The 12,694-nt window shown below is 54.5% G+C and carries 11 protein-coding genes, 1 tRNA gene and 1 pseudogene; 5 read left to right on the forward strand and 8 right to left on the reverse strand.

Annotation, left to right across the window (positions count from 1 at the left end; genetic code table 11):
- Positions 1 to 396 precede the first annotated feature (396 nt).
- The 5 genes and pseudogenes from K5R33_RS17695 to K5R33_RS17710 all read left to right on the forward strand — a co-directional run bounded on the left by K5R33_RS17695 (position 397) and on the right by K5R33_RS17710 (position 4,028).
- Positions 397 to 939: an esterase/lipase family protein gene (locus K5R33_RS17695; protein ID WP_220750418.1), complete on the forward strand. Its 543-nt coding sequence runs from the start codon at positions 397 to 399 to the stop codon at positions 937 to 939.
- A 72-nt stretch (positions 940 to 1,011) separates the two neighbouring features.
- Positions 1,012 to 1,599 (forward strand): ABC-three component system protein, encoded by a 588-nt coding sequence (locus K5R33_RS17700; RefSeq protein ID WP_220750419.1) that lies wholly within the window; start codon positions 1,012 to 1,014, stop codon positions 1,597 to 1,599.
- A gap of 76 nt (positions 1,600 to 1,675) precedes the next feature.
- Positions 1,676 to 2,107, forward strand: a complete 432-nt coding sequence (locus tag K5R33_RS19250; protein ID WP_373314193.1) for an ABC-three component system middle component 5 — start codon at positions 1,676 to 1,678, stop codon at positions 2,105 to 2,107.
- Between the two features lie 35 nt (positions 2,108 to 2,142).
- Positions 2,143 to 2,241, forward strand: a pseudogene (locus tag K5R33_RS19255) (AAA family ATPase); the annotation flags it as partial.
- A gap of 62 nt (positions 2,242 to 2,303) precedes the next feature.
- Positions 2,304 to 4,028 carry a coiled-coil domain-containing protein gene (locus tag K5R33_RS17710; RefSeq protein WP_255588519.1) on the forward strand — a complete coding sequence of 575 codons (1,725 nt, stop codon included), beginning with the start codon at positions 2,304 to 2,306 and terminating at the stop codon, positions 4,026 to 4,028.
- 906 nt (positions 4,029 to 4,934) lie between these two features.
- On the opposite strand, the gene K5R33_RS17715 is transcribed toward K5R33_RS17710, so the two are convergent.
- From K5R33_RS17715 to K5R33_RS17750, 8 genes are all read right to left on the reverse strand, one after another.
- A complete protein-coding gene (locus K5R33_RS17715) occupies positions 4,935 to 5,846 on the reverse strand; it encodes a ParB N-terminal domain-containing protein (RefSeq protein WP_220750422.1) in 912 nt (303 codons plus the stop codon).
- A 203-nt stretch (positions 5,847 to 6,049) separates the two neighbouring features.
- Entirely contained in the window at positions 6,050 to 6,733 is a 684-nt protein-coding gene (locus K5R33_RS17720; protein ID WP_220750423.1) for a recombinase family protein, read from the reverse strand.
- Between the two features lie 297 nt (positions 6,734 to 7,030).
- Complete coding sequence (locus tag K5R33_RS17725) at positions 7,031 to 9,148, reverse strand: hypothetical protein (RefSeq protein WP_220750424.1); 2,118 nt, start codon at positions 9,146 to 9,148, stop codon at positions 7,031 to 7,033.
- Positions 9,149 to 9,294: 146 nt separating this feature from the next.
- On the reverse strand, positions 9,295 to 10,665 hold the full coding sequence (locus K5R33_RS17730; RefSeq protein WP_220750425.1) for a site-specific integrase: 1,371 nt from the start codon (positions 10,663 to 10,665) through the stop codon (positions 9,295 to 9,297).
- 92 nt (positions 10,666 to 10,757) lie between these two features.
- A tRNA-Phe gene (locus K5R33_RS17735) sits at positions 10,758 to 10,832 on the reverse strand.
- 80 nt (positions 10,833 to 10,912) lie between these two features.
- Positions 10,913 to 11,104, reverse strand: a complete 192-nt coding sequence (locus tag K5R33_RS17740) for a DNA gyrase inhibitor YacG (RefSeq protein WP_220750426.1) — start codon at positions 11,102 to 11,104, stop codon at positions 10,913 to 10,915.
- Positions 11,101 to 12,111 (reverse strand): ribonuclease E/G, encoded by a 1,011-nt coding sequence (locus K5R33_RS17745; protein WP_220750488.1) that lies wholly within the window; start codon positions 12,109 to 12,111, stop codon positions 11,101 to 11,103. Before K5R33_RS17745 ends, K5R33_RS17740 begins: the two co-directional genes overlap by 4 nt.
- A complete protein-coding gene (locus K5R33_RS17750; protein WP_220750427.1) occupies positions 12,108 to 12,680 on the reverse strand; it encodes a Maf family protein in 573 nt (190 codons plus the stop codon). The genes K5R33_RS17745 and K5R33_RS17750 overlap by 4 nt, the downstream gene beginning before the upstream one ends.
- Positions 12,681 to 12,694: the final 14 nt, after the last annotated feature.

Raw genomic sequence — 12,694 nt, forward strand, 5'->3', positions numbered from 1 at the left:
ACCAAACCCTGAACAGCGCTAACCTATAAGCGCGGACTCTAAGGGGAGCAGGTCATTGTCCCTGACATGCGCAGGGCGCGCGTCTTATCGATCTGCATCAGCAACATAGGAGATCGACATAGCCGATATCGTCACACTGAAAGCACTTTGCGAAGAACTGAAGATTGACCCACGCGAAGCCCGTGAACGCCTGCGCGCTGCCGTCAGCGATGCCAAGGCGAACCCTGAACTGGCGAAAGCTCGTAAACCGCGCACACAGTGGCAGTGGGTGAAAGGCTCAGTGGCCGAGAAAGAGGCGCGCAAAGCTATCAGTTCGATGAAGTGACTGCCGCCTTGCACTACATGTAGTATTTGCGCATTGTTGAACCCAAAAGGATCAGCCTGCGCAGGTACTTCTTGTCTGATTTTCAACTAAATGAAATTTATACTCCTCCGAACGGCCTGCCCGCCGTTGACATCGTATTTATCCATGGTTTGGGCGATGCCTTTGAAAGCTGCTGGCAAAACCCATCCGGTAGTTCTGGCGATGTATGGCCGGTTTGGTTGTCGGAGGCTTTTCCGGGCGTTTCGATTTGGGGGTTGGACTACCCAACATCAAAGTATAGCGCTCTTCTGAGCGGCCCCGATCTTTCTCTGCTTACAGTCGCGGCGAGCATGTCCGAGCTTTTGCGCGCAAAAAAGATTGGCAGAAGGCCACTGGTTTTTGTTTGTCATAGCCTTGGTGGTGTGATCACAAAAGCTATGCTTCGCGCCTGCGAAAGCTCGACGACGCTCCCAAAGAAAGCCATCTTCGGAAACTGCAAGGGGGTAGTATTCTTTGCTAGCCCACACTCCGGGTCACCCTTGGCATCCATCCTATCATTAATTCCTGGTGTTGCGTCGAAACAGACGAAGGAACTTGAGAAAGCCGGTGCTTTGCTCGTTGACTTGAACACGTAGTACAAAAATAAAGCTCCAGAAGCAGGAGTGCGATCCTGCGCATTCTATGAAACGATGAATACGAACGGCGCTATGGTCGTTGATGCAGGCTCGGCCAACCCCGGCGTCCCAGACTGTGACCCCATCCCAATTGACGCGAACCATCGCGAAATTTGTAAATTTGGCCACAAAGATGAACTCGGCTACTCGTGCGTGCAGAATTTTCTGGAAGAGCTATTTGCTTCGGAAGGGCTTGACGTTGATGACCGGGTCTCTGTCGATGACCTTGAATACTACATAAGCACCGTGAAGGGCGACCGACTTTCGCTGGCAGAAAAGCTCGCAAAAGGAGGTAAATGCGATCAAGAAACTGACGACGCCGAGGCTGAGAAGGAACGAATCCATAAAATGGTGAGGCGAAATGCCATATCTGGAAGCGCTCGCCAAAAGTATCGTCAGTTTCTGAGTGAAGTTCTCACGCTTTTCCGCATTCACATTGCGCCTCTAATTCGAGCAGGGGCAGACGACGTAGTTGTGAATACGGCTATACACTCCAAACTACTATCACCGCTGAGTGAAAAGCAAGCGTCGAATGACCTGTTCAATATCGCTGATATTCACAGCGCGATCTACTATTTAACAGGAAACTGTCATATAAACTGGACGAAGCCAAATGATTAGGATTTGGCACCCGATGAGAGACCCCCATCATTGCAGCTTCAGGATATTGGCATAGCGCTTAGCGACAAATAGGCAACTGTCTATTCCTAGAGCATCCCTTCTTGATACCTTTTTGCTTTTCCCTGAGTATTTGTATGAAATTCAATACCAAGGATTTGGCTCACTTCGGTCATCGCTGAGGGACCTTAACATACCCAAGCCGAGCGACAGTTTTGTCAGCCTTCCAGATATTCGGACAGCGTTTCGCGAGTTACAGGTCTTCCAAAAAGCAGCGCTTCGCCAGTTGGTGGCAAAGAACATACTATCAGCGGACGCGTTCAAGGAGGGGAACCTCACGCTGTCGCCAAGAGGTATTCCAGCCGAGTTGAACCAGGTGTTGCACGCGTTTGTAACTGAAAACTCGCGCCAGCTCACCTTTATCACTGAAGGACTAAGTGATATACCCTTGGATGGCCCAAGTGGTTTGCTCCGGCGCACAAATTTGGAGTTGGGAGGACGATTTAGGTAATGTCGTCAATTCTCAAACTGAATCGCTTGATTGTAATGAAGAGTGTTCAGAGAGCTTATGATCAGAAGTTTCACGCTGGCTTGAACATCATTCACGGGTCCAATGGATCGGGAAAGTCCTCAATACTAGATTTCATTTCTTTGCCTTGGGGGGAAACCTCACCAAGTGGAAGCCCGTTGCCCAAAGATGTGATACTGTGTTTGCTGAAGTTTCAGCCAACGGAACGAAACTCTCCCTACGAAGAGACGTATCAACCGACAGCAATCGGCCCATGCACATCTATTTTGGAGAATTGCAAGACGGCCTTGAAGCCGCGGCAGATGGTTGGCAGAGATATCCCTATACGCGGAACGATCACTCAAAAACTTTCAGTCAGATTCTGTTTAGAGCGCTTGGCCTTCCGGCGATTCCGGGAGATGAGGGTTCAAACATCACAATGCATCAAATCCTAAGACTGATGTACGTAGATCAAACCACACCGTTCCAACGCATTTTCCGAAGCGAAGACTTTGATCCCCGAGATACTTGGGAAGCTGTGTCCGAACTGCTCTGTGGGATCGGCAACAACCAACTTTACTCGAAGCGCATTGCTTTGCGAGAGAGCCGGAAGATAGAGAGCGATCTTAGCACGAAACTCACAAATCTGCTGAGGGCTACTGCGACTCTAGGCGAAAATTTCGTCGAAGGAGCGTTTGAAGCCGAGAATACCAATTTATCACGGCGACGAGAGACGCTTCAAAAGGAGATTGAAGATCTCCATGGTGCAGACATTGACAGCTCTCAAATGGCAAAATCGGCTGAGAGTGAGCGTCGAAAGCTCTACGAGAAAATTTCAAAAGAGCGCAACATACTGGTGGGAATTGAGCGTAAAATTGTGTCGCTCAATTTTGAGGTCTCTGATAGTGATCAGTTCGTCAGACACCTCGAGCAGCTTCTCAAAGAGTTTGACAGAACAGCAGCAACATATTTAGCGATTGGAGAAGTTCCCTTTGAGCTTTGCCCGGCCTGCTTGCAGCCGCTGGCCGATGCGTCTGACCACCAATGTCATCTATGCAAGGAAGAGCTTCCAAAAGAGGACAGAGATACAAAGCTCTTTGAACTCCGGTTGGACATAGAAGGGCAAATTTCTGAGAGCTTACGGCTACAAGAAAAGCGTGAAGGCAAGCTAAGTGCACTTAAGAAAGAAGCTACTCGCTTGAAGACAAGTATGTCTCGCCAGATGAGGCAGTTCGATGAAGTCAGAAATGCTTGCGTCGATGGCCGAACCGCCCTGGTATCAGAAAAAAGTCGCGAGATCGGAAAGATAGACTCCCGATTGGACGAGCTGGGCAAGTTGTCGGACCTCAGGCAACAAATCAATGAGGTCAAAGAAGCAAAAGAGAACGCCTCTAGCGCTGTCGAAAAGCTAAGGAACGAAATTCAAGCATTGGAGTTGGCTCGGGATAATCGCCGGCGTCAAGTGAAGACCCGCATTTCTGACCAAACAAAACGTGTGCTCGAAATGGACCTGGAAGAACACAATGATTTTGAGGCGCTGGAGAAATTTGACTTCAGTTTTGAAGACGACTGGTTTGCGATCAACGGTGATCCAAACATCACAACAAGTGCCAGTGGTATGGTTGTGGTCAAGAACAGTCTTTTCATTGGTTTGCTCCTGTCCTCCCTACAGAATTTGCAAATGAGATATCCAAGGATGCTCTTGCTCGACAACGTGGAGGATAAAGGTATGGTCGGTGACCGTGTCAGGAACTTCCAAAAGGTCATTGCCGATCTCATGGATGTCGAAAGCAAACCGCATCAGATCATTTTGACGACCTCGACGCTAAATCCTGAACTAGAGCGCGAGGACTATATCGTTGGGCCTGAGTACACCAAAGAGAATAGAACTCTCAAAATCCAGACGGGTGCTTCTCGGTCCTAGGCTGCGGCACTCGAAGCCCTAGTCCTTGTATTTGGTCCGACCCAAAGCTCAAACTTCCAAGATAAGAGCGTTGTTCCGGATGCGAACATCTATGCCTACGCCGATGCTCCCCTAGACATCCTCCCATGTGCAGCTGGCACCCAAAAGACACCCAAGTCAGATTGTGCAATCGCTGGGCACACTGACAATGCAATCAAGATATTGTTTTCATTTGTAAAAATGGTGCCCGGGGGCGGCTTCTTGCGCATTCACACCCTATTGATTTCAAAGGGATAATGCAGCTCATTTGGCGGGATGTGAAGTCAAATGTGAACACAAACCGTCTGAGCTATTGGGGTTAGGTCTCCGCTGGGGTCGCGCTTGGCGTATCCCCAGAAGGACACCACGGCTCTTGCCTCTGGACTGGCCCCCAGCATACCGCCAAGGCGTATCCGTTCAGGACAACCCAAATGCTGCGGGGTCGGTATTCGATCCAAGCCCACCGCTCGCCTGTGATCCGTCCATGATAGAATGGGTAAAACCGCACGGTTCATTCCCCCCTGTGCTTTTCAAGTTTCATTGCAGGAGTGGGAACATTCCACTTGTGCGTAACATCCTCTCCTTAAACGATAAAACACGGATTTTGGGCGCTATCAAGGGGTCTTCGTTCTGTCCCATTGGGACATAACATGTAAGGGACACTTCTCACGTTTCCTTCCGGGTCTCCTTAGGGGTCACGGTCGCTCTGTGGTCCTCTCCTTGCCTTCTCCCCTCAAGGCCCCTCTAAGGCTGCCCCACAGGCCCCTCCGGCGTTCTGAGGGGGTATCTCCTCCACACCGCCCGGAATGTACCTGAAAGGCCCGCTTACGGCTTCCTGCGAAGCGCAGGTAGGAAGGGGTAGACCCCAGCCTTGATCGGCGTTGGGTGCTAGAAGGGAACGTCTGAGGTGTCCTTGAGGGGGATACGGCGGTCGGCGGGTTCTTCTATCCATCCGTCCTCCTCCGCCTCTAGGCTTTCCTCCTCCTCGAGCTCCTCCCTCAGCTCATACAGGAAGCGGCTTTGAAGGATGCGCTTGGTTGTCTCCCGTCCGTAGCTCAAGAGCATCAGTGCAGCTATGTCAGGCGCATCGCTGAGCTTGCTACCGAACTCCCGGCCCAGCCTTTCGGCCCATCGCTTTGCCTCCCTCTCAAGCTCTTCATCTTCGCTGAGGTTGAGCATCACCCGCTCGCCATTGTCCTTCGCGGCCTCCCGCGCCTCCTGCCACGTTAGGCTCAGGAGGTATTCGTTGATCCAGCCCTTACCGCGCAGTGCTTTAAGCACTTGTCGCATCCTGTCCACCGTGCTTTTGCTAGTGCCGGTGGCCTCCTGCACGTCACGGACGCTTCCCCCGATACCCTCCACCGTCAGAAACCATGCCTGTCTGTGCTTGTCCTCTGGGGTGGTGTTGAGCTTGTCTTTCGCGTTCTCACGGTTGGCCTCAAGGATTGCGGCCTCAACGTCAGGGGCTTGGGAAGCCGTCACGGGTATCCGGCGATACTTGGCGCTCCGCCCCCGGTCACGGCGATACGCCTCTAACCTGTGGTGGCCGTCCATCACCACCCAACGCGCCCCGGTCCACCAGACCAATATCGGGTCTAGCTTCCCATCACCCTGCTTGATCTGCTGGTGCAGGTCATGCGCCCAACTCTCCACCAATTCGTCCTCTCGCATCTGGAAGGCCCCCGCTTCCGTTGTCAGCTCGTCTAGCGGCAACTTAGTGGGGTTCTTTTTTGGGGCCGTGGTACCGCTGGCGTGTTCGGCTCTGAGCTTCTCAAGGGAAAATGTCCTGGGGCTGGTCATTCTGCGGCCCTCCACGGGGTCCGTTTGGGGGAAACGGCGGACGGGTGGTCGCCTATAACAGGGCTTGCTGAGGGGTGTCTGTGGGTCGTGAATGGTGTTTGTCGGTTCCTTATAGGGCAACCATCAAAACCAGCTCTAATGAAGCTATGTGCGGACCTCTCAGCGCCAGACAAAACAGATAGAGGACAAGCGGCCAGGGACATCTAGCGGCCCTCCTGTGGCGTCTCTGCGGCCTCTAGGCGCTGCAACACCCGCTGCACCTGTGATGCCTGCCATTGCCCGCCCCGTGCCGTAGGAACGCCTGAGCTGTTCAAGGTGGTGGCGATCTCTCTGAGGGTGGCACCCTGACTGCGCAGCGGCACGACAATTCCCGCGACACGCTCTGCCCCTCTGAGGGCCTGTGCCTGCACAGCCTTGTTGCGCTTGCCTGTCTTATCCCTAAGGCCCCCCAGCTTGGTTCCCTTGGCCTTTGCCTCTGCCAGTGCAGCCTTGGTTCTGAGGGATATGAACTCGCGCTCCTGTTCTGCCAGTGCGGCATAGATATGGAGCTGGAACTTGTCGGCGCTGGGCATGGCCGCGACCCTGAGCTTCACCCGCTTGTCATCCATCAGGGTCGCTATGAAGGAAACCTTCCGGCTCAGGCGGTCCAGCTTCGCCACCAGCAGCTCAGCCCCGGCCTTGCGCACCAGCTCAAGGGCCTCTGCCAGCTCGGGTCTATCGTCCGCCCCTCCGCTCTGCACCTCTGTAAACTCTGCAAGCACCTCAAAGGGTTCTTCCGCATAGGTCTCAAGGAATATCCCTATGTCTCGTGTCTGGGCTTCCAGCCCCAGCCCTGAGCGGCCTTGCTCTGCGGTGCTGACCCGCTTGTATGTCACGAACTGGCGCATGGTCTGTGGTCTCCTCTCGCCCCGGATCGACGCTCTACGCCTTGCCGTTGCAAATGTCAAAGTAGGTTGTGCATGTAACATCCTATTTGATGACACCCCATCCCCTACCCAGCGCAACGGCCCCCACCTGTCGGTCGCTATCGCACGAAAGACCCCACCCCCTTCCGGGAGATTGCCCCAGCTGTGCTTCTGGGGTCGCGTTGGGGGGCATAGGGGGGGAAGCGCGTACAGCGAGATAGCGATATGGCCTCTCGAAAATCTGACCCCAAAAACTCTGGGAAAGCCCTTATTGGGTAGCTAAGCTGACCTGAGGCCTAGGCGCTCGCGGTAAGCCCTAATGCGGGTCCTAGCCCTATCCACAATATCGTCGTACTTCAGCATCTCCGAATAGAGCTGACCGATTGTGTGGCCTGTGTTCGGTTCCTTAAGGTCCGCCGTTCTAAAGTAGCCTCCACCCTTGGCGAAGCGCTCCCATCCAAACACCCGCATCGGCTCAATAGTATTCCCGACGAGATAGCCGTAAAAACGGTTAATCTGCCCATTAGACTTCGCGCATAGTATGTTCGCATACTCCACAAGGTCGTTTTGATGTTCCTGCATGCCAACGCCGGGGGCCTTGAATTCGACGATTACTGCCGCACCTTCCTTGGTGAAAAGTGCAATGTCAGGGCGCTTGCCGCCAAACTGCGAATTTGTACTTTCGAATGCGGCCTCCAGGACCTCATCCACATCCGCATCAAACAGCGGGACTTGTCCTTCAAGCCTCATACTAGAAAGCTGCTTGTCGGACGTGATGTAGTCAAAGTACTGATACTCCTCGCTCAATAGCCAGACGTCGTGATCTTTCGTCTCAGTGCTATCTGTAAAGCGTGGAAAGAAAATATTGTGCAGGATGCTCTCATCTCTTCTTCGAGCGCCGCTTTCGCTAGCCTGTGCCGTAAGCTCTAGGTCCTTTGCATGGGCCAAGATGTCAATGATGGCGGACCTGCGAACAACAAGTTGAGAAAGGTTGGTTTTGTCTATTTCGTCGATGGCGGATGTGACCTTCCAAGCAAGATCATTCACACGATCTCTAAACTCGGGCGTTGCTGGGTCCAGATGAAGAATTTCCGACTTCATCGTCAAAATTTCTTCAGTCGTATCAATTACTTTCTTTTGGTGTTTCTCCAAGACCCTCACGGCAACATCCTTGGCGGTCTCGCCAAATTGAATTCTTGTCACCGTATCTGTAATCATCTCTTCAGATAGCCCAAAGTCGCTGGCCATTTCCTCGACGACTTGCTCGCGGGTCCACGTCGGTGGCGAGAGAAGGCGGACAACCAATGGCTCAATGGTCTTGTAAACGTCGTCGAAAGATACCTTCTCCGTGTCGAGAAAGCCGCTTGAGTCTGGCGTTTCAGGAATACCAAGAAAACCATCGCGGTTCTCATTCACATTATCGTCAAATACAGCGCCTTCAATTAACAAAATATGGTAGTTTCCGTTTACAGGCGCACTCTCAATGGCACGAGTTCGTAGAAACTTCCCTGTTACTTCTAGTACTGGTGTCTGTTTTGCACAAAGCGCAATCATATTCTTTTTGAGATCAAACTCAGTGACCGGCAAAGTGTAATGGGCGACAGAAATGTCCCGAAAATCCTCTGTGTCCTCACCCGTGTCTGGGTCTTTTACAAAGACCTTTAGCGGGTAGATATTGTCAGGGTTTGGGAGATCAGACTGTATTATTGCTCGTTCCTCGGTAGCGCCAGCAATGTCGCTCCGGATCGCGATCTTGAATTCTCCAAGAGTTTCAGAAAGTCCGACCAACCGGTGAACGAACGCACCAAAAAGGTGGCTCCTTAGAATATCGGCCGAAAAGAACTGGGAAATGTCTGAGGTATCATAGACGGGCTCTTTGATTTCGGGTCTGAGACGATCAAGCGTGATGGTCGTACCTATGGATTGCCCTTCTGTCGCGGCCACGTCGAAGTCTTCAAGGCTAAAGAGTTTTCTTGGTGCGTTGTATTCAGCCGTGACTTTGTATTGCCTGCCTTCCTCCTCGAATACGCTTTCAATCGAAACCTGTTCGTAGTGCAAAAAGAACTGAATTCGGCCCGTTCCCTTGCATTTACCTATGCCAGGAACTGCCAAGTCGTCCTTATACGATGTGTCCTTCGTAACGAACGCGGCCATCTGTTCTTTTCCCATCCCGGCACCGTTATCCGAGCACCTGATACAGGCAGAAAAATCATCTCCGAACAAGTTTAGGCTTTGTAGAGCTATCTCAAATTTGGCTTCAAATGGCTCAATATTGCCGCTCGCGGTCTTTCGGACCAAGTAGGAATCAAGCGCGTTAGAAAGCAATTCCTCAAAAACGACATATCTATTCCGGCTGGGCTTGGTGTTTTTTAGGCTGCCGCGAATATCAAGTGTCATCTCGTACCATATCTTGCGGCCTCCGAAGCAAATTCGGAAAGCTCATCTGGTTTGCGGCAACGATCAATTTTTCGCCCGACGTTGCCCGCTGCCCTTTGCTTTCAGCTGGGCCAGCCTCATAAGAGAAAGTGCCTTGCTCCCGTCGATTATTCAACCGATTTTGACCGGTAGCCATCTAGTGCCTTCAGCAGTGCATCCCGCTTTTGCTCTAAAGAGACGGCGCTTCCGTAAGACGCTTCCTCGCCCGAACCTGAGGCGTGGCCCTGAATGGCCGTCTGTGTGTTGTGGAAGACTTCTGCTGCGATCAGCCGGTCTTTCATGTTGTGGCGCAGGCTGTAGGGAACATGCTTGGGGTTCTTCGTCAACGCCCTGACACGGCTTCTCAAGGCCTGTGAAAGGTTATCCATTCCACCTTCCCCAAAGTAGCGGGGAAAAGCCGGGGTGTCTGCATTATTGACGCCTCTGACCACCTTTTTGGCGGCTTCCAATGCGGCACCGACAAGAGGCACCTGTCGAATAGACCATGAAGTCTTAAGCGTCCGGTCGTCGCGCTCGTGAATGATGATATGGGGGACAGGGTGGTTCAGCGCAATTTCCCCGACAAGTAACTGACTGATCTCACTTGGCCGCGCCCCGGTAAAGTCAAGAAGGGTCCAGATCGGCAGGAGGTCCGGTCGCTTGGCCTCCAGTCTCTCATAAACGCCTGCAATCACCTCTGGGGGGAGGGGTTCGCGTTGTTGCTGACGGCTGACCGGCGGTTTGGGCAGGGTGAGCTTGGTGAATTGGTTTTTCCCGCTGGCGTCTAGCTCACTCTGGGCCAAGGCAATCACCGCATGAATGTCGTTCTTCTCACGCCTCACTGTGTCTGGCGATACCTTCGTCGCAAGTCGCATATCTCGCCAGTTTCGAGCATCTTCGCGGGTGATCTGTGACACCAGCTTATCTGACGCCACTGCGGCGATCAGGTTCTGTTCGGCCCGCCTGAAACGTTGCTGCTGTTTCTTGCGCTTCTCCGGGATCGTCATGGCCTTCTCTACAAGATAGAACTTGAAGGCATCAGTTATGGTCGGTTCTGGGTTCGTTTTAGGGATACCAGTTAGGAGGGCGGTCGCCTGCGCCTCCACCTCAGCGGGGACTTCAGACCACACACCAGTATCGGGGTCCTGATAGGGCGCGAGCATCTGGTCAGCCGCCTCACTCCGCCATGTCCGTTCATTGTCATCCAGCCCCGGCGAATGGGGGTCAGCCTCCCATTTTTTGAGCATCGCCTTGAGGCGTGTCTGTTGCTCGGTCTGTGAAAGACCTGTCACACCGTTCTTCGCTAAGGCTAGAAGGTGTTCGATTTGGTCGTGATACCTGCCGTAAGCAATCATGGCCGCACCGCCTTTGCCCAGCGCCTTCACCAGCATCGTCTTCCCGGGGAAGTAAGGTTTCAGCGCGTTGGGGACGCGGCGGCGGTAATTGAGGTTTCCATTTCTGGGGTCGGTCTTGGCGTACTTCACGGCGATCATCGGCATGGCTATTCCCGTTTGTGAACACGGGTGTGAACACACATAGCCAAACCTCAGGGGCAGTGTCCAACCATATCAAAGCCTTACGGTAGATATTGTGGTGCCCGGGGGCGGAATCGAACCACCGACACGAGGATTTTCAATCCACTGCTCTACCCCTGAGCTACCCGGGCACGGGAGGTGCAAAGGCGCTGCCTTTGCTGAGGTGCGCCTCGTCTAAGTCAGCGCGATTCCGGTGTCTAGATCAAAATGATCAATGTGGACGCTTCTGTTGCCCCAAACCGTCGCGCGCGGCATCGGCCAGTGCGTCGGCGTCATCGGGATCGCTAGAGGGAACCGCGTAGCTACCGTTCAGCCACCGCCCAAGATCCACATCGGCGCAGCGTCGCGAACAAAACGGGCGGTACTTCGCATCGCTTTCTTTGTCGCAGATCGGGCAACTCACAGCAGATCTCCCAAAGGCAAACGCTCCCTGCGCCGGGTCAGCTCGAGATGGCCCAAAGGTGTCCAACCGATCAGTGATGTCTCGACTGTGTCGTCGCGCAGCGCTGAGCGCAGGGCCTGTTCCACCGTGCGACGGTCTTTCTTGGCCATGGGAGCCATGTCGATCACAATCTGGCCTCCGAGGCCACGAAGGCGAAGCTGTCGGGGCAGTTCTCGCACGGCGGCAAGATTGGCCTTGAGCCCACCTGCCGCGCCGCTTTCCCCGGTATTGACGTCAACGGCCACCAGGGCCCGCGTAGGCTCGATGAAAAGCGTGACAGGCCCCACCCTGACCTCAGGCGACGTGAGACGATCAAGGTCATCCAGGACGTCATCCCAGGCCTCTGACGTCGGTGCCTCCGGCCAGTCGCGCCAGGCGAGGGTATGGGCATCTGGTCCGTCCAGCAGATGCTCGGGTTCAGACCCAGCGTCAGACAATACCGCTTCGGCCAGCTCCCAGGTTTGGGCGAGGTCTGCCTCCAACGCCTCTTCATCCGCTTCCGCCGATTGACTGCGCAGGATCACACCACTTGTGCCGCGATCATCTGGCAAGACATCATGGGCGATTTCAAGCAAGCGATCCCGCTCCGCATCATCGGTGATAGACCGCGCCACGTTGAGGCCCGGCGCATTGGGCGTCACGATGCAATATCGCGACTTGAACAGCACCCGGTCTGTGACGGGAATGGCCTTGCCCGGCTCGGCGTGACCGGACACCTGCACCAGCAGGACTTGTCCTGGAACGAGGCCCTTGGCGTTGCGATGCCATGCGGTGGCCCCGCCGGGCAGCTTCAGGAACATCCCGCCCTGCCCCTTGATCGGGCGGTCGCACACCGCGCGGTAGACCGCGCCGAGGCTTGGCCGCCCCTCGGGGGGATCAATGCAAAGGTCATGCAGGCGCCCGTCCCGAAACCAGGCGGCGGCGGAGCGCCCTTTGTGACTGCCTAGGACAATCTGATCGCCCTTCATGTCCAAACCTTCCATCCAGCCGCTTGCAACAAACTGGCAGTTTCATGGAGCGGCAAGCCGACGATGGCGGAATGGCTGCCCTCCATCCAGGCGACAAATGCCGCGGCGGGTCCTTGGACCGCGTAAGCGCCCGCCTTTCCCTGCCAATCGCCTGTGCGCAGATAGCCGGTGATCTCCGCTTCGGTCAGGCGCTTGAGGCGAACCGTTGAGACAACGGTCCGGTGCCATCGGCTGTCCCCCAAGCGAACCGCAATCGAAGTGATCACGCGGTGGCGACGGCCTGACAAAAGACGCAAAAACTCGGCGGCCTCGTCGGCACCCTCCGGCTTGCCAAGGATGCGACGTCCGACGGCGACAGTTGTATCGGCGCAGAGGACGATATCAGTATCGGACGCCTCAACCGCGTCCAGCTTGGCCGCGGTCACCCGCTCACAATAGACACGCGGCAGTTCACCGGACAAAGGGGTCTCGTCCACGTCCGGTGGGCGCACGTCGTCAGGCGTGATACCAATCTGAGCCAGCAATTCGAGACGGCGCGGCGAGCCGGAGCCGAGGATCAGGCGCGCCATATGGGCGGGACCCG

The organism is Jannaschia pagri, assembly GCF_019655435.1.
Taxonomy (GTDB): Bacteria; Pseudomonadota; Alphaproteobacteria; order Rhodobacterales; family Rhodobacteraceae; genus Jannaschia; species Jannaschia pagri.

Bases quoted from the DNA above. Each gene is read 5' to 3' on its own strand.
- K5R33_RS17700 (WP_220750419.1), top strand. From the start codon at position 1,012: ATGGTCGTTGATGCAGGCTCGGCCAACCCCGGCGTCCCAGACTGTGAC.
- K5R33_RS17715 (WP_220750422.1), bottom strand. From the start codon at position 5,846: ATGACCAGCCCCAGGACATTTTCCCTTGAGAAGCTCAGAGCCGAACAC.
- K5R33_RS17720 (WP_220750423.1), bottom strand. From the start codon at position 6,733: ATGCGCCAGTTCGTGACATACAAGCGGGTCAGCACCGCAGAGCAAGGC.
- K5R33_RS17725 (WP_220750424.1), bottom strand. From the start codon at position 9,148: ATGACACTTGATATTCGCGGCAGCCTAAAAAACACCAAGCCCAGCCGG.
- K5R33_RS17730 (WP_220750425.1), bottom strand. From the start codon at position 10,665: ATGCCGATGATCGCCGTGAAGTACGCCAAGACCGACCCCAGAAATGGA.
- K5R33_RS17745 (WP_220750488.1), bottom strand. From the start codon at position 12,111: ATGAAGGGCGATCAGATTGTCCTAGGCAGTCACAAAGGGCGCTCCGCC.
- K5R33_RS17750 (WP_220750427.1), bottom strand. From the start codon at position 12,680: ATGGCGCGCCTGATCCTCGGCTCCGGCTCGCCGCGCCGTCTCGAATTG.